Here is a 17,165-nt window from a genome sequence, read left to right as displayed (position 1 = left end):
GCTCGTCGCCAGTATCGGCGCTATCGGCGCCGGGCGGGCGATGAATTCATGGAGTGGCCCCAATGGCACCACCATTACTCCGACGCGTACCACTGGAAAGCTCTGAACATCGGTGACAAGGACCCGTGGGGTGGTATGCCCCGCGGGTCGTACGGTGGCATCTGGTGACTTCTCGTTGCTGTCAAGGCGAGGCCAACACCGGTCGCGATCATCATTCGTTGCGGGAGACCGAAGTCTGAGCTACGCGGTACGCGGAACCAATGGCGACGTGGGATCGTCATATCGCCGAACCGAACCCGAGCGAGGAGGACTCACGTGCAACCCGTGAAGGTCGACCCCGACACCCTGGGTGCGTTCGGCGTCGCCGAACGCACCGTCGCCGAGTCCGTCGCCGGAACCGCGGGCGGCGTCGACGTGGCCACGCTGATGCCCACCTTCGGCATCGTCGGCAGCGAATTCCTGGCCGTGCTCGCCGCGACGTGCGCACATCGTGACGCGGTGATCGGCGAGGTCGCGCAGCAGTACCGAACGCTCGCAGGCGCCGCGGACACCTCCGGCGAGGACTATCGTGCGAGCGACGCACGAGGCGCGCACGATCTGGCCGCCGACCGCACGCTGAGGTTGTGAGATGCCACCCATCGAGCTGCTCATCATCCCGCTGCGTGGACTGGTGGCCGCCCTGGGCACCGGTGTGCTGCCCCAACCGGGTCCCACCAACCATCTGCGCTCCACGTCGACCGCTCTCGACGATGCCCGTGCCTCGTCCACCCGCTCGACGCAGGCCCTGTCGGCCGGGTGGTCGGGCCAGGGTCACGAGGCCGCGTCGGCGAGTCTGGACAGCCTGCACTCGGTCACCGCGCAGTTGACCACCGACGGCGGTGAGATCGCGGATATCACCGAACGCGCCGCCGAGGTGGTCCGGCGCGGAGCCGTGGAGCTCGAGGCGATCTGCGAGTCGTTCCTGCACACCGCCAACGCGCTGGGGCCCGCGCTGTTCACCCCGGCAGGCATCGCCGCGATCGTCCCCGTGGCTGTCGCGCACCTGCAGCGCGGTCTCGCGGTGGTGGCGCGGGTGCAGACAGAGCTGCACCCGCAGATGGACGCACTGCGTGAGCTGGGTGAGCGTCAGGCCCCGGGGGAGGTGTCCGACGTCGATGCCCGCGCCCAGCTCGAACGGGCGGGCCGGGAGCTCGGCAACCTCCGCGACGCCGCCTTCGGGCCGGTTGATCCACAACCGCCGACCGGCACCGACGCCGCCTCGACGCAATCTGCGGCCGCCGTACCCTCGGCGCCCCCCGCGGGTACGGAGACGGCCGGATTGTCGTCCGCCCCGACCCCCGGCGGGGTTGCCGTGCAGCTACCCGACGGATCCACCGCCTATGCACCCAACCAACGAGCGGCAACCGCGGTGCGCGCGGCGTTGAGCCAACGCGGCGTGCCCTACGTCTGGGGCGGGACCACGCCGGGGAAGGGCCTGGACTGCAGCGGATTGACCCAGTGGGCCTACCGCCAGTCCGGGGTGGAGCTGCCCCGCCTTGCCCAGGACCAGGGGTCCGCCGGACACGCGGTGTCGCAGTCGAACCTGCTTCCCGGTGACCTGGCCGTCTGGTCGGGCCATGTGGCCATGTACGTGGGCAACAATCAACTGGTGGAGGCAGGCGACCCCGTCAGCGTCAGTCCGTTGCGCACCTCCAACGCCGGCCAGACGTTCCAGGGCTTCTACCGGGTCTCCTGATCCGCCGAACGGCCCTGACCGTCCCTCGTGGTGAACACCGCCCACCGGTCGATAGGCTGTCGACTCATGGCCGGAGACATCGTCCCGATCGAACTCGGGATCACCGACGGGAACGCATTCACGCTGTGGGCGCCACGCTGGCGCGACGGTGACGACGAGTGGGAGGCGTTCCTCGGACTGGACGAGGATCTCTACGCCTTCCCGTCCGTCGCCGAGCTGGTGGGCTTCGTGCGAACCGACGACGACAACGACTTGGCCGACCACCCGGCCTGGAAGACCGTGACCGGCCTGGCCGCCGCCGAGCTGATCCCCGCACCGGAGCGCAGTTACGACCTGATCGGCGTCCCCGAACTCGCCTCCGAGGACCCCAGCCCGGAGGTCGTCGCCGAACTCGAGGACGTGCTGGAGATCGTCCGGATCATCGGTGAGGTCTGCGAGATCGTCACGATCACCAAATTCTTCAACGGCAACCCGATCCTGGGCGCGGTGACCACCGGCACCCGCAACTTCGAGGGACGCGACGGCCAGGACTTCTGGGTCCGGATCGGACGACTCATCGCCAAGCACTGGGACGACGTGGTCGACGCGGTGGACGACGTCATCACCACCCCGGCGGTCGACAAGAACGCCACCGAGGTCGCCGAGGAGGAGCTGGAGGCCGCGGCCAGCGCGGAGGACGAGGACGAACCGGACAGTGATGACGACATCGGGGACGACGACGTAGATGACGACGTCGAGGGCGCGTCCGCCGGCGCCGCGGGGGCGGGCGTAGCGGCCGTCGCCATCGGTACCTCCGCCGACAGCGACGACGCGGACGACGAACACGACGACGAGGACTTCTGGTCGTCGGTCGGCATCGACCCCATCAAGATCGTCACCACCGACGGTGAATACCTGACCCTGCGGTGCTACCTCGACGACGATCCGGTGTTTCTCGGCGACGAGGGCAAGATCTTCGTGTTCACCTCCGCCCGGGCGCTGACCCGATTCGTCGCCGAGAACTCGGACCACGAGCTCGGTGAGGTCAGCACCTTCGATGAGGTGCAGGTCGCGGCCACCGACGGTTCACTCGAGATCGACGTCTACGACGAGAACGTCTACGTGCTGCCCGGCATCGACGAGGACATCGCCGACGGGCCGCGCCGGATGGACCGCAAGCAGCTCGAGCTCGCCGTCGAACTCCTCACCGACGCAGCGGATTTCGCCGACGACGACTCGGTGACCGAGGCTCTGGGGTCGACCACCCCGCTGGGGTGGTTCGTCGACTACACCACCCACCCCGACCCGAAGCGGCTCGCCCCGAGTCCGCCGTTCGAGAACGAGGCCGAGGCGTGGCAGGCACTGGAACACGATTTCGAGGCCCGGCTCACCAAGAAGTGAGCGCCCGGCCGATCGGCGCGATCACTCGATGAGGACCGCGTATCCGGGTTTGATCACCTCATCGATGAGTTCGAGCCGCTCGTCGAAGTGGATGAACGCCGACTTCATCGCGTTCACCGTGAATCGTTCGAGATCGCTCCACCCGTAGCCGAACTGGTCGGCGAGTTTCTTGAACTCCCGACTCATCGTGGTGTCACTCATCAACCGGTTGTCGGTGTTGACCGTCACCCGGAACCGTAGTCGGGCGAGCACGTTGAACGGATGCGACGCGATGTCGGTGACCGCACCGGTCTGCACGTTGGAACTGGGACACAACTCCAACGGGATGCGTTTGTCACGCACGTAGTTCGCGATGTCGCCCAGCGTGACGTCGGGAAAGGTGGTGGCCGCCGGGTCGGTGCCCGGTGGGAGTTCGATGTCGTCGATGACCCGCACGCCATGTCCGAGACGGTCGGTGCCACAGAAGCTGATCGCCTCGTGGATGGACGGCAGGCCGAACGCCTCCCCCGCGTGGATGGTGAACGGGGCGTTGTGGGCACGCATGTACTCGAACGCGTCGAGGTGGCGGCTCGGCGGGAATCCGGCCTCGGCGCCGGCGATGTCGAAGCCGACCACCCCGCGGGCCCGGAACCGGACGGCCAGTTCGGCGATCTCGAGGGAACGTGCGGCGTGTCGCATCGCGGTGACCAGACATCGCACCTTGATGCGCTTGCCCGCCTGCGCCGCGTTCTGCTCACCTTCGGTGAAGCCGCGCAACACCGCCTCGACGACCTCGTCGAGGTCCAGCCCGGCCTGCAGATGTTGCTCCGGGGCGAAGCGCACCTCGGCGTAGACCACCCCGTCGGCTGCGAGGTCCTCCGCACACTCGCGCGCGACCCGTTCCAGCGCGGCAGCGGTCTGCATGACCGCCACGGTGTGCGCGAAGGTCTCCAGATACTGCTCCAGCGAACCCGAGTCCGCGGCCGTGCGGAACCACCGGGCCAGCGACTCGGTGTCGGACGCCGGTAGATCCGGGTACCCCACCTGCTGCGCCAGTTCCAGCACCGTCGACGGTCGCAGACCCCCGTCGAGATGATCGTGCAGCAACACCTTGGGGGCGACACGGATACCGGCCATGTCCAACGGCAGCGCAGTGGTCATGAATCGACGGTAATACGGTCGATGATGAGTGGTCCGGGCGCGGTCGCGGACGACCCGATGGTCACGGCCTCCCGCAGCGCCGCGATCCCCGCCCCGAACCGTTGCGGGGTTGCGGTGTGCAGAGTGAACAGCGGTTGACCTGCCGACACCTCGTCGCCGATCCGGACCAGGGTCTCCACCCCGGCCTCCGCCTGGACGGCCTCGCCCTGGCGCGCGCGACCGGCCCCGAGACGCCAGGCCGCGACCCCGACCCTCATGGCGTCGACGGATTCGACGACACCCGCGCGGTCGGCCCGGACGACCTCGGTGTGTGCCGCGACCGGCAACGGGGCGTCGGGGTCACCGCCCTGGCCGGCAATCATCGACCGCCAGACGTCCATCGCCCGCCCGTTGCGCAGGTGTTCGGCCGGGTCGACGTCGTCGATCCCCGCGGCGGCGAGCATCTCGGCGGCGAGTGCCACGGTGAGTTGCACGATGTCGTCGGGGCCGCCACCGGCCAGCACGTCCAGGGACTCGGCCACCTCGAGGGCGTTGCCCGCTGCGCGCCCGAGCGGGGCCGACATCGAGGTCAGCAGCGCCGTGGTGGTCACACCCGAATCCGAACCGAGCGCGACCATCGTGCGGGCGAGTTCACGGGCATCCTCCTCGGTCTTCATGAAGGCACCCGAACCCACCTTGACGTCGAGAACCAGCGCTCCGGTGCCCTCGGCGATCTTCTTGCTCATGATGGAACTGGCGATCAGTGGGATGGACTCGACGGTCCCGGTGACGTCGCGCAGTGCGTAGAGCTTCTTGTCGGCGGGCGCGAGCCCGGCGCCCGCGGCACAGACCACCGCACCCACCGACTCCAACAGCCGGTGGATCTCGGCGTTGTCGAGATCGGCACGCCAACCGGGAATGGACTCGAGTTTGTCCAGGGTGCCGCCGGTGTGCCCGAGTCCGCGGCCGGACAGCTGCGGCACCGCCACGCCGTAGGACGCGACCAGCGGTGCGAGCGGCAGGGTGATCTTGTCCCCCACCCCGCCGGTGGAGTGTTTGTCCACCGTCGCCAGGAGCTCCCCGTCTCGGCGCAGACCGGAGAAATCCATCCGTTCCCCGGACGCGATCATCGCGGAAGTCCACCGGGCCACCTCGGCGCGATCCATGCCGCGCAGCAGGATTGCCATGGCGAGCGACGACATCTGCTCGTCGGCCACCTCACCGCGGGTGTACGCGTCGACCACCCAATCGATCTGGCCATCACCGAGCCGATGACCATCGCGCTTGGTCGCGATCACCGAGACCGCGTCGTAGACCTCGTCGTCCTGTGTGTCGCCCATGGTTCCTCCTCGTACCGCTCCGTCGCCGGGATGTCGTCGTCCGTGGTCGGTCTCCACCGCTCAGGTCTGCCCCGCGACCAGGTCGTCGGGGCCGAAGGACTCCGGCAGCAACGCGGCCAGCGGACGCGGCCCGGCGGCATGGTCGATGTACATCGCCGTACCACCGTGTTCGAGCAACACCTGCCGACACCGCCCACACGGCATGAGCACCACGCCGCGGCTGTCGCAACAGCTGAGCGCGAGCAGCCTGCCGCCGCCACTGGTGTGCAGGTTTCCCACCAGCACGCACTCCGCGCACAGACCGAGACCGTATGAGACATTCTCCACATTGCATCCGACGACCACGCGGCCGTCGTCGACCAGCGCCGCCGCGCCCACCGGGAATCGTGAATAGGGCGCATAGGCGCTCGCCATCGCTCCTTGTGCCTTGTCCCGCAGGCTTTTCCAGTCAATGTCCGCAGTCATCGACACGCCCCTGGGCCGCACGCCGCCCGGCCGGTGGGCCGAGGCTTATACCAAAGGGTCATTGGTTAGCCAATCCTAAATTCGGTTTCTTTACGCGCTGTTGGCAATCGGGCTGTTTTCACCACGTCTGAGCATAGGTTTAGAGTCGTGGCAGTGGGTCCACGGTTGAGCCGCGAGCGGCGGACTCGACGCATCCATCGACGATGTTGGAGGCCAAGTTCGCCATGAGCACGACCAGCGAGGTCGCACCGGAGCCGGTGCGTAAGCGCTCCCTGTACCGGGGTGATCCGGGTATGTGGTCCTGGGTTCTGCACCGGATCACCGGTGTGTCGATCTTCTTCTTCCTCTTCGTACACGTGCTCGACACCGCGATGATCCGGGTCGACCCGAACAAGTACTCGGAGATCATCGAGACCTACAAGAACCCGATCATCGGTCTGATGGAGATCGGCCTGGTGGCATGTGTGTTCTTCCATGCCTTCAACGGCGTCCGGATCATCCTGATCGACTTCTGGTCCAAGGGGCCCAAGTACCAACGCCCCATGCTCTGGACGATCCTCGGGGTCTTCGTCATCGCTTTCGGTGCGATGGCGGTACGCCTCCTGATGATCATGATCGACCACCTCTAGGACGCCGACGATGACTTCTGCTTCGACCCCCCGTGTGGCCAAGACACTCGAGACCGATCACGATCGGCCGGCCAGCCTGGACAACCCGCGTGCTCCGCGCCGCGCGAGCACCAGCAACTTCGAGAAAAACGCATGGCTGTTCATGCGTTTCTCCGGTATCGCTCTCATCTTCCTGACCATCGGTCACATGTTCATCATGCTGGCCTGGGACTCCGAGGGTGTACACCGAATCGACGCCTCGTTCGTCGCCGAACGCTGGCGTCAGCCGTTCTGGCAGGTGTGGGACCTCGCGATGCTGTGGCTGGCGCAGTTGCACGGCGGCAACGGCGTGCGCACGGTCATCGCCGACTACTCGCGTAAGGACTCCACCCGGTTCTGGCTGAACGTGCTGCTGGTGCTGTCGATGATCCTGACCGTCGGCCTCGGCACCTACGCCATCCTCACCTTCGACGTCAACAGCGTCAGCTGACCCGGTCCGCCGACAGCCCCTCCCCCGCGTTTGCAGAGAGCGAGAACCAGATGCAGGAACACCGTTACGACGTCGTCATCGTCGGCGCCGGTGGCGCGGGTATGCGCGCGGCCATCGAGTCCGCCCCCCGAGCACGCACCGCGGTGTTGACCAAGCTCTACCCCACACGTAGCCACACGGGCGCTGCCCAGGGCGGTATGTGTGCCGCCCTGGCCAACGTCGAGGAGGACAACTGGGAGTGGCACACCTTCGACACGGTCAAGGGTGGTGACTACCTCGCCGACCAGGACGCGGTGGAGATCATGGCCAAAGAAGCCATCGACGCGGTCCTGGATCTGGAGAAGATGGGGTTGCCGTTCAACCGCACCCCCGAGGGCAAGATCGACCAACGACGCTTCGGCGGACACACCCGCGATCACGGCAAGAGCCCTGTGCGCCGCGCCTGTTACGCCGCCGACCGCACCGGCCACATGATCCTGCAGACCCTTTACCAGAACTGCGTCAAACAGGACGTCGAATTCTTCAACGAGTTCTACGCCCTCGACATCTGCATGTCGGAGAACGAACTCGGCGAGAAGGTCGCCACCGGTGTGGTCGCCTACGAGTTGGCCACCGGTGAGGTCCACGTCTTCCACGCCAAGTCGATCGTCTTCGCGACCGGCGGCTCGGGCCGGATGTACAAGACCACCTCCAACGCGCTGACCCTGACCGGTGACGGTATGGGGATCGTGTTCCGCAAGGGACTGCCGTTGGAGGACATGGAGTTCCACCAGTTCCATCCGACCGGTCTGGCCGGACTGGGCATCCTCATCTCCGAAGCGGTCCGCGGCGAGGGCGGAATCCTGCGCAACGCCGACGGCGAGCGCTTCATGGAGCGCTACGCGCCGACGATCAAGGACCTCGCGCCGCGCGACATCGTGGCGCGATCGATGGTGCTCGAGGTGCTCGAAGGCCGCGGCGCGGGTCCCAACAAGGACTACGTCTACATCGACGTCACCCACCTCGGCGAGGACGTTCTCAACGAGAAACTCCCCGACATCACCGAATTCGCCCGCACCTACCTCGGTGTGGACCCGGTGAACGAGTACGTGCCGGTGTACCCCACCTGTCACTACGTGATGGGCGGTATCCCCACCGACCACAACGGCCGGGTGCTCTACGGCGCCGATCCCAAGGACGTGGTCCGCGGTCTGTACGCCGCCGGTGAGTGTGCCTGCGTCTCGGTACACGGTGCCAACCGACTCGGCACCAACTCCCTGCTGGACATCAACGTGTTCGGCCGTCGGGCGGGCATCGCCGCCGCCGACTACGCCGACTCCACCGAGTTCGTCGCGCTGCCGGACAGTCCCACCGAGATGGTCGACGGCTGGCTGCAGAACATCCTCTCCGAACACGGACACGAGCGTGTCGCCGACATCCGCAGCGAACTGCAGACGTCGATGGACAACAACGCGTCGGTGTTCCGCACCGAGGAGACCCTGAAGCAGGCCCTCACCGATATCCACGCGCTCAAGGAGCGTTACGACCACATCCGCGTGCAGGACAAGGGAACCCGCTTCAACTCCGACCTGCTGGAGGCCATCGAACTCGGCTTCCTGCTGGAACTCGCCGAGGTGACGGTGGTGGGCGCGCTCAACCGTAAGGAGTCGCGCGGCGGTCACGCCCGTGAGGACTATCCCGACCGCGACGACACCAACTACATGCGTCACACGATGGCCTACAAAGAGGGTGACACCCTGCTGTCGGAGATCGTGTTGGACTGGAAGCCCGTCGTGCAGACCCGTTACGAACCGATGGAGCGCAAGTACTGATGACCATCACCCCCGACGTCGCCGACACCCCGCGTACCGACGACCCGCCGCTGCCCCCGGTACCGGACGAGGCGACGATGGTCACCCTCAAGATCATGCGGTTCAATCCGGAGAACCCCGACGAGCAGGGTTGGGAGAGTTTCCGGGTACCGGCGTTGCCCACCGACCGGATGCTGAACCTGCTGCTCTACGTCAAGGGTTACCTCGACGGCACCCTGACGTTCCGGCGCAGCTGTGCGCACGGCGTGTGCGGCTCCGACGCCATGCGGATCAACGGGGTGAACCGCCTCGCCTGCAAGCTGCTGATGAAGGACATGCTGCCCGCCACCAAGGACGGCGAGAAGGCGAAGGAGGTCACCATCACCGTCGAGCCCATCCGTGGACTGCCGGTGGAGAAGGACCTCGTGGTGGACATGGAGCCGTTCTTCGACGCGTACAAGGCCGTGAAGCCGTTCCTGATGACCAGCGGTAACGAACCGACCCGCGAGCGCATTCAGAGCCAGACCGACCGTGCACGGTTCGACGACACCACCAAGTGCATCCTGTGTGCGTGCTGTACCACCAGCTGCCCGGTGTTCTGGAACGAGGGCAGTTACTTCGGGCCCGCGGCGATCGTCAACGCCCACCGGTTCATCTTCGACAGCCGTGACGAGGGTGCGGCCGAGCGGCTCGACATCCTCAACGACAAGGACGGTGTCTGGCGCTGCCGCACCACCTTCAACTGCACCGACGCCTGCCCTCGCGGCATCCAGGTGACCCAGGCGATCCAGGAGGTCAAGCGCGCGTTGATGTTCACGCGCTGACCCCGGGCGTCATCGCTGACGCAGCAGGAATCTCTGGACCTTGCCGCTTGGTGTCTTGGGCAGTCCGTCGACGAAGTGCACCCTGCGCGGGTAGGCGTGCGCGGCGAACTGGGTCTTGACCAGTCGCTGCAGCTCGGCCTCCAGTTCGGCGGTGCCGTCGACGCCGTCGGCGAGCACCACGTAGGCCTCGAGCACCTCACCACGCAACTCGTCGGGTGTGCCGACCACCGCCACATCGATGACCTGCGGGTGGGTGACCAGCACGCTCTCCACGTCGAACGGGCCGATCCGGTAGCCGGCCATGATGATCACGTCGTCGTCGCGGGCGGTGAAGAAGAACCGTCCCTCGTCGTCGACCTTCGCGGTGTCGCCGGTGAGGTACCAGGTTCGGTCCTCGCTGAACCGCTCGGCGGTCTTCTCCGGGGCGTCGACGTACCCGTCGAACCAGAACAGCGGGCTGTCGGCGGCGATGGCGATCTGCCCGTCACGTAGTTCCGCGGAGAACCCCGGCAGCGGTGTGCCCATCGAACCGGGGACCACCGGCTGCCGCACGGCGTCGTGCCAGGCGTTCACGATGAGCATGCCGAGTTCGGTCTGTCCGTAGTGATCGCGCACCTCGACCCCCAGTGCGCGGGCCGACCAGGTCAGCACGTCGGGGGTCAGGGGCTCACCCGCCGACGACGCGCGGCGCAGCGTCACCCCGGAGATCGCCGGATCCTTGCTCAGTGACCGGTATACCGTCGGGGCACCCGCGAAGTTCGTCACCCCGAACCGCTGCATCACATCGAGGGTGAGGTGCGGCGAAAAGCCCGCGCGCAGCAGCAGATTGGGCCGTCCGATGGCCATCGGACCGATCAACCCGTAGTACAGACCGTAGGCCCAACCCGGGTCGGCGGCATTCCAGAACACGTCCTCGTCGGAAACGTCGAGGGCATAGATCATGTACGCGTGGAACGCGGCGATGGCCCGCACCGGGACCGGGACACCTTTGGGAGTGCCGGTGGTGCCGCTGGTGAACAACTGGACCATCGTCCCGTCACCACCCACGGCGACGGAGGCCTCATAGGGCTCGTTGTCGGCAATCAGACCGGCGAATTCGGTGCCGCCGCGGATGACGGTGAGGTCGTCGAACGGATCGAGTTTGACGGCCTGATCGGCGTCGGCGATAACCACCTGCGCACCGCTCGCACGGACCCGCAGTTCGATGGCCGGGGTGGCGAATGCGGTGAACAGCGGCACCTGCACCGCACCCAGTCGCCAGATGCCCAGCAGGGCCACCACCAGGTCGCTGCTCTTACCCATGAGTACGCCGACCGCTTCACCGCGGCCCACCCCGCAACGGGCCAGTCCCGTGGCGAACCTGCGGGACCGGTCGGCCAGCTCACGGAAGGTCAGTGCCCGGGATGACAGGTCGACATCGACAACGGTGAACGCGATCGCGTCCGGGTCGTGGTCGTCGCAGAGCAGGGCCGCGACGTCGGCATCGGGCCTGTCGTAGCGGGCCAACAGGTCCTCGATGGTGAGGGTGAGTGTCTCGGTCACGGGTCCGTCCTAGACTCGAGGTGTATGCCAGGTCACAGTGTTCATCGACGGAGATCTTGCCCGGGCGATGACCAGCGCAGTACCCCCGAAAGTGGGTATGACCGCCGGACGGACAGGAGGAGACGATGATCGCCGACCACCTGCTCGATCGTGACGACCTCGATCGCGAGCTGCCGCCAGCGTTGGCGCGTATCCGTTCGCGGTCCGGGGTGTCGCTGGCCTTCGGCGGTGTGGTCGGCTCCGTGGAGCAGGTGGTGCTGCGGCACTTCGACGGACCGACCGTCGGTGCGCTTGCCGATGTCGCGGTCGGGGTCGGCCAGGGCCTGGGCGGCAAGGTGATCCGGACGAACCGGGTCGTCGCGGTGGACGACTATCTGCGCACCGACGTCATCTCGCACCGGTATGACCGGATCATCGCGGCCGAAGGGCTGCACGCCATGGTCGCGGTGCCGGTCATCGTGCAACGACGACCGGTCGCGGTGGTCTACGGGGCGCTGCGGAACGGGCAGTCGGTGGGCGCTCGGATACTCGACCTGCTGACCGACGAGGTCCGTGCACTGGAACAGCAGCTCGCGGTGTCGGCGGCCCGACGGTCGACTGCCGAACGCACGGCGGTGATCGGACACGAACGGCTCCGCGATGCCGTGTCGCAGGCCTATGCCGACCTCCGGGTCCTCGCGTCGCGGGTCGACGACCCGCGGTTACGTGCGACATTGCTCGACGTCACCGAATCCCTGTCGGCGACACGCGACGAATCCGCGCACGTCGCCGGCGCCGCGGTGCAGCTGACCCGGCGCGAACGGGACGTCTTGTCGCTGGTTGCCCTCGGCTACGGCAACGCCGAGCTGGGAACCGCACTGGGACTCAGCGTCGACACCGTGAAGAGCTATCTGAAATCGGCGATGCAGAAGCTGGGGGCCCGCACCCGCGCCCAGGCAGTGGTGTCGGCGCGGCGGGCCGGCCAGTTGGTCTGACGGGCGCGCCCACGTCACCAGCCGATGTGTCACCGCTCGACAGGTGATACACAGTCACGCTTCCTACACTCGCGGCCGATGCGATTCCTCACCACTCTCACCGCGACCGTCCTGATCCTCGTGTCCGTGGTCGGCTGCGACGGCGTCGACGATCCCCGCCACCTGGGTGGCACCGGCGTCGCCGTCCCCGGGCTGCCGTCCACTCCACCCATGGGCTGGAACAGTTGGAATTCCTTCGGCTGCGGCATCAACGAGTCGATGATCCGCGCACAGGCCGATGCCCTGGTGTCGTCGGGGATGGCGGCGGCCGGATACCGCTATGTGGTGGTCGACGACTGCTGGTACACGCCTGCGCGGGACAGCAATGGGCGGCTGCAAGCCGATCCCACCCGATTCCCCTCCGGCATGGCCGCCCTCGGCGCCTACCTGCACAGCCGCGGGTTGCTGTTCGGGATCTATGCCGGCGCCAGCGACCGGACCTGCGCTCAGCTGGCAGGCACCTACCCCGGAACCACCGGCAGTGCGGGCCACGAGACCACAGATGCGCAGACCTTCGCCTCGTGGGGGGTCGACTATCTGAAGTACGACTGGTGTTCGACCTCCGGGGACCAGCAGGAGTCGCGGTTCACCGCGATGCGCGATGCCCTGCGGGCCACCGGTCGGTCGATCGTCTACAGCATCAACGCCAACAGTGGTCGCGGCACGGTCCTGCCGGGTGCCCGCGACGACTGGGGATCGGTCGCGACGATGAGCCGGATCACCAACGACATCAGCGCGACGTGGACGTCGGGTCAGGGCGCGGACGGCTATCAGGGTGTCTACGACATCGTGCGTGCGGCCGCCCCGATGACACAGCGTGCCGGTCCCGGTCGCTTCATCGATCCCGACATGCTGGAGATCGGGGTGGGCGGAGCGCTCACCGCGGCGCAGCAGCGCAGTCATCTGGCGCTGTGGGCGATGATGGCCGCGCCGCTCATCGCGGGCAACGACCTGACCACGATGGACAGCACCACCCGACAGGTGTTGACCAATCCCGGGGTCATCGCCATCGATCAGGACCCCCTGGTGAGCGCGGCGTCACGCAGTAGCACCGACCCGGACATCTGGACCCGCAAGCTGGCCGATGGTGGGCAGGCCATCGCCGTGGTCAACCCGACCACGGCGACCCGTACCGCACCCGTCGACCTCGGTGCGCTCGGGCTGCGCGACGCCACCGTCACCGACGTGTGGACGGGTCGCATGGTGACGGTCACCGATGGTCGCGTCGACACCGACATCGCCGCAGGCGACACCCTACTGTTGCGGACCCGCTGAGACGATCGGTGGCGGGACGATCAGTAGTGGTACGTGTCCGACGGTGCGGGCATGTGGTCCGGGTCGTCGTACTCGGCGTCGAGGTGGATGCCGTAGGCGCGGGCCAGTTCCAGGATCTTGGTGGCCCGGGAGATACGCGGCAGGTCGGAACCGTTGCGGATCTCACCGCCGTCGCGCTCGAACTCGGCGAAGAACTCCCTCGCCCAGGAGATCTGCTCATGAGTGGGTGAGAGTCCCTCGTTGACCGCTCGACACTGGTCGGGGGTGAGGCAGATCTTGCCGGTCATCCCGAATTCGACGCTGACCGCGGTCGCCTCGGTCAGCTTCAGTGCGGTGGACCCGACCGTCGGACCGTCGATGGCGCTGGGCAGATGCGCGGCCTTGGCGGCGATGGTGAACCGGGACCGGGCGTAGGCCAGCGTGGTGGGGTTCTCGCCGAACCCGGTGTCCCGACGGAAATCGCCGATACCGAACGCCAGGCGGAACGTGCCCTTCGCCGACGCGATCTCGCCGATCCGCTCCAGCCCCCGTGCGGTCTCCACGAGCGCCACGATCGGCACCCCAGGAAGGCGCTTCGCGGTCTCGGTGACGTGATCGACGCTCTCGACCATCGCCAGCATGATGCCACCCAACGGGACCGTCGACAGCACCTCGAGGTCGTCGGCCCACCATTGGGTGCCGAACCCGTTGATGCGGACCCATTCATCGTTGTTGCCGTCGGCGAGCCAGGACCGTACGTTCTCCCGGGCCACGTTCTTGTCCTTGGGCGCAACCGCGTCCTCGATGTCGAGGACCACGATGTCGGCGCGCGAATGTGCGGCCTGCTGGAACCGGGTCGGCTGCGCACCGTTGACCAGCAGCCAACTCCGCGCCAGCACGGGATCGAGCCGCGATCCGATGTCGTCGGGGTCGAGGGCGGGGTCGGTGTCATGTGCGGACGTCACGCGGACAATCGTCGCCCATCGGGAGCCCGGAGACCACACCGGGGCGGGAAAGGTCGGCGGGAATGCAGTTCACGACCGATTTCGTCGCCACTTCGAGTTAACACAAGGTTTTCAGTCGTTGTTGAGCGCAACGGCAACCGATTCCTTATTCTGGTCCGACCACGTTAGCCGTCCCTGGAGTCGCCATGACCCTCTCCGAACCGCCGCCCGATCACCGGACGCCGACCCCGACCGATGCGGCCGTCACCGTCACCGCATCCGCACCGACGGGTGGGGTCACCGACAAGGGTCTGCGTGCCGGTGCTCTCGGCCTGTTCGGCAACGTGGTCATCGGATTGTCCGCGGTGGCGCCTGCCTACAGTCTCGCGGCGACCCTCGGACTGGTCGTTGCCGCCGTGCACGCCAAGGCACCCGCCATGTTCATCCTCGCGTTCATTCCCATGCTGCTCATCGCCTTCGCGTACCGCGAGCTCGGTGAGGACACCCCCGACTGCGGCACCACGTTCACCTGGGGCACCAAGGCCTTCGGACCGTGGGTCGGTTGGATCGGAGGGTGGGGTCTGGCGGTCTCGGCCATCATCGTGTTGGCGAACGTCGCCGAGGTCGCCGGGGTCTATCTGTTGCGCTTTCTGCACCTCGACTCGTGGGCGGAGAATCTTGCCGTCAAGGTGATCCTCGGATCGGTGCTCATCGTGATGATGACGTGGGTCAGCATCCGCGGCATCCTGATCAGCGAACGCATGCAGAACGTCCTCATCGTCATCCAGTTCGGGGTGATGGTGGTGGCCAGCATCATCGCGCTGATCAAGGTCGGGACGTCGCACGCGGGACCGCAGGCGGTGATGCCGCGCTGGGATTGGCTGTGGCCGGGCGGCCTGTCGTCGTCGGAGATCGCCGCGGGGATCATCCTCTGCATCTTCATCTACTGGGGGTGGGACGCCTGCCTCGCCGTCGGTGAGGAGACCAAGGACGCGGCCAAGACGCCCGGCCGGGCCGCGGTGCTCACCACCCTGATCCTGGTCTGCACCTATGTGTTGGTCGCCTACGCAGTGCAGTCGTTCGCCGGGTTCGGCGACACCGGACTCGGATTGAACAACCCGGACAACGCCGACGATGCCTTCACCATCCTCGGCGAGCCGGTGGCCGGCCCGGTGCTGGCGTCGTTGCTGCTGTTGACGGTGTCGGTGTCGGCGCTGTCGTCCACGCAGTCGACGATCCTGCCCACCGCGCGCGGCACCTTGTCCATGGCGGTCTACGAGGCCATCCCCCGCCGCTTCGCCAGCGTGCACCCCAAGTACATGACCCCGGCCTTCGGTACGGCTGTGATGGGAGGCGCCGCGTTGGCGTTCTACCTGGTGTTGTCGCTGGTCAGTCAGAGCACCCTGTCGGACTCCATCTCGTCGTTGGGGTTGGCGGTCGCGTTCTACTACGGCATCACCGCGTACTCGTGCGTCTGGTATTTCCGTCGTTCGCTGTTCGCCTCGGCGCGCAACTTCCTCATGCGCGGCCTGCTCCCGCTCCTCGGCGGCATCGCGATGACGTGGGCATTCGTGAAGAGCGCCACCGACATGTTCGATCCCTCCTACGGCAGCACGTCGGTGGGCGGCGTCGGTGGGGTGTTCATCCTCGGCGTCGGGATGCTGGTGCTGGGCGTGCCGCTCATGCTGCTGTGCGTCGCCGGCGGCAAGGACTTCTTCCGCGGAAAGACCCTGAACGCATCCACCGAGGTGAAGGTCCCCGATGTCTACTGAAACGTCGCCACCCCTGCCGACGCAGCGCATCACCGTCGGTTACCTGGCCACCACGACCGGGGCCGACGGTGTGGAACTCGGAGTCACCCTGGCCCGGGCCACCGGCGCCGCGCTCGACCTGGTGTGTGTGGTCCGCGAAGAGGAACCCGACGGCAATCCCGGACGGGGCGGCTATCAGGAGTTGCTGATCTCTCGCGCCGAGGAGTGGCTGCGTTCCGGTGCCGAACGGGTGCCCGACGACGTGGAGGTGGCCACCCATGTGCCGATCGCCGAGTCGTTCGCCGAGGGGTTGATCGACTTCGCGACCACCCATGACGCTCGGGTCATCGTGGTCGGGGGCACCAGCGACGGACTGTTGGGCCGACACACCCTCGGGAGCATCAGCTCCGAGCTGGTGCACTGCTCACCGGTGCCGGTGGCGTTGGCCCCACGCGGTTACACCGATCCTCGGCCGGGTCTGACCACCGTCACCGTCGCGGTTCCCACCACCGCACGGTCCGACAACCCTCTCTCGTTCGCGCTGGGTCTTGCCGGGCACGGCGGGGCGTCGCTGCGGCTGGTGTCGCTGGTCTCCCTCGACGACCACCCGACCGACCATGACTCGGCGAAGGAGGTCCGCGCCCGACACGTCTCCGCCGCACGGACCAACCTGGAGCGGGCGACGGATGCGTTGTCCGCGGAGGTCGAGAGCCCCGAGATCGAGTCGGTGGTCGCCGACGGCGACACCCTCGAGGAGGCGATGGCGTCGCTGCGATGGGGTCCCGGCGACCTGCTCGCGCTCGGCTCCGGTCGGCTGGGCGCCGAACGTCGGGTCTTCCTCGGCTCGACAGCCGCGCGCATCCTCAAGGTGACGACCGCGCCGATCGTGGTGGTGCCCAAGTCCTGACCG

The 17,165-nt window shown here is 67.2% G+C and carries 16 protein-coding genes; 11 read left to right on the top strand and 5 right to left on the bottom strand.

Translation table 11 applies throughout. The features are described from left to right. Positions 1–315 precede the first annotated feature (315 nt). From BW971_RS04910 to BW971_RS04900, 3 genes are all read left to right on the top strand, one after another. The gene (locus BW971_RS04910) at positions 316–627 is read left to right on the top strand and encodes a type VII secretion target (protein WP_076477052.1); all 312 of its coding nucleotides are present in this window, start codon (positions 316–318) and stop codon (positions 625–627) included. A 1-nt stretch (position 628) separates the two neighbouring features. Beyond that, complete coding sequence (locus tag BW971_RS04905; protein WP_076477050.1) at positions 629–1,735, top strand: C40 family peptidase; 1,107 nt, start codon at positions 629–631, stop codon at positions 1,733–1,735. A gap of 66 nt (positions 1,736–1,801) precedes the next feature. Next, positions 1,802–3,115, top strand: a complete 1,314-nt coding sequence (locus BW971_RS04900; protein WP_076477048.1) for a primosomal protein — start codon at positions 1,802–1,804, stop codon at positions 3,113–3,115. A gap of 21 nt (positions 3,116–3,136) precedes the next feature. On the opposite strand, the gene BW971_RS04895 is transcribed toward BW971_RS04900, so the two are convergent. The 3 genes from BW971_RS04895 to BW971_RS04885 are packed head-to-tail and all read right to left on the bottom strand — an operon-like array spanning position 3,137 to position 6,039. Next, complete coding sequence (locus BW971_RS04895) at positions 3,137–4,255, bottom strand: adenosine deaminase (RefSeq protein WP_076477046.1); 1,119 nt, start codon at positions 4,253–4,255, stop codon at positions 3,137–3,139. After that, the gene (locus BW971_RS04890) at positions 4,252–5,574 is read right to left on the bottom strand and encodes a thymidine phosphorylase (protein WP_076477440.1); all 1,323 of its coding nucleotides are present in this window, start codon (positions 5,572–5,574) and stop codon (positions 4,252–4,254) included. Before BW971_RS04890 ends, BW971_RS04895 begins: the two co-directional genes overlap by 4 nt. A gap of 60 nt (positions 5,575–5,634) precedes the next feature. Continuing rightward, a complete protein-coding gene (locus tag BW971_RS04885; protein ID WP_076477044.1) occupies positions 5,635–6,039 on the bottom strand; it encodes a cytidine deaminase in 405 nt (134 codons plus the stop codon). Positions 6,040–6,263: 224 nt separating this feature from the next. Between BW971_RS04885 and sdhC the strand changes: the two genes are divergently transcribed. The 4 genes from sdhC to BW971_RS04865 are packed head-to-tail and all read left to right on the top strand — an operon-like array spanning position 6,264 to position 9,751. Continuing rightward, positions 6,264–6,668, top strand: a complete 405-nt coding sequence (gene sdhC, locus BW971_RS04880; protein WP_076477438.1) for a succinate dehydrogenase, cytochrome b556 subunit — start codon at positions 6,264–6,266, stop codon at positions 6,666–6,668. Positions 6,669–6,678: 10 nt separating this feature from the next. After that, on the top strand, positions 6,679–7,137 hold the full coding sequence (locus tag BW971_RS04875; protein WP_076477042.1) for a succinate dehydrogenase hydrophobic membrane anchor subunit: 459 nt from the start codon (positions 6,679–6,681) through the stop codon (positions 7,135–7,137). 50 nt (positions 7,138–7,187) lie between these two features. Further along, positions 7,188–8,948, top strand: a complete 1,761-nt coding sequence (gene sdhA / locus BW971_RS04870; RefSeq protein WP_076477039.1) for a succinate dehydrogenase flavoprotein subunit — start codon at positions 7,188–7,190, stop codon at positions 8,946–8,948. Continuing rightward, positions 8,948–9,751, top strand: coding sequence for a succinate dehydrogenase iron-sulfur subunit (locus BW971_RS04865; protein ID WP_076477037.1), 804 nt, complete (start codon positions 8,948–8,950; stop codon positions 9,749–9,751). The genes sdhA and BW971_RS04865 overlap by 1 nt, the downstream gene beginning before the upstream one ends. Positions 9,752–9,760: 9 nt before the next feature. Here the strand turns inward: BW971_RS04865 and BW971_RS04860 are convergent, their stop codons facing one another. After that, positions 9,761–11,293, bottom strand: a complete 1,533-nt coding sequence (locus tag BW971_RS04860; protein ID WP_076477035.1) for an AMP-binding protein — start codon at positions 11,291–11,293, stop codon at positions 9,761–9,763. Between the two features lie 125 nt (positions 11,294–11,418). On the opposite strand from BW971_RS04860, the gene BW971_RS04855 reads away from it, so the two are divergent. Beyond that, complete coding sequence (locus BW971_RS04855; RefSeq protein WP_076477033.1) at positions 11,419–12,267, top strand: LuxR C-terminal-related transcriptional regulator; 849 nt, start codon at positions 11,419–11,421, stop codon at positions 12,265–12,267. A gap of 78 nt (positions 12,268–12,345) precedes the next feature. Continuing rightward, entirely contained in the window at positions 12,346–13,581 is a 1,236-nt protein-coding gene (locus BW971_RS04850) for a glycoside hydrolase family 27 protein (protein WP_076477031.1), read from the top strand. Positions 13,582–13,601: 20 nt separating this feature from the next. Here BW971_RS04850 and BW971_RS04845 read toward each other — a convergent pair whose 3' ends face one another. Further along, entirely contained in the window at positions 13,602–14,525 is a 924-nt protein-coding gene (locus BW971_RS04845) for an HpcH/HpaI aldolase/citrate lyase family protein (protein ID WP_076477029.1), read from the bottom strand. Between the two features lie 185 nt (positions 14,526–14,710). Between BW971_RS04845 and BW971_RS04840 the strand changes: the two genes are divergently transcribed. Both BW971_RS04840 and BW971_RS04835 read left to right on the top strand, forming a co-directional pair. Beyond that, positions 14,711–16,276, top strand: coding sequence for an APC family permease (locus BW971_RS04840; RefSeq protein WP_083709279.1), 1,566 nt, complete (start codon positions 14,711–14,713; stop codon positions 16,274–16,276). Next, positions 16,266–17,162 carry a universal stress protein gene (locus BW971_RS04835; RefSeq protein WP_076477027.1) on the top strand — a complete coding sequence of 299 codons (897 nt, stop codon included), beginning with the start codon at positions 16,266–16,268 and terminating at the stop codon, positions 17,160–17,162. Before BW971_RS04840 ends, BW971_RS04835 begins: the two co-directional genes overlap by 11 nt. Positions 17,163–17,165: the final 3 nt, after the last annotated feature.

This window comes from Williamsia sterculiae, assembly GCF_900156495.1.
Taxonomy (GTDB): Bacteria; Actinomycetota; Actinomycetes; order Mycobacteriales; family Mycobacteriaceae; genus Williamsia_B; species Williamsia_B sterculiae.
Note: the sequence above shows the minus strand (reverse complement) of the source record. Positions and strands in the feature narration are given on the sequence as shown.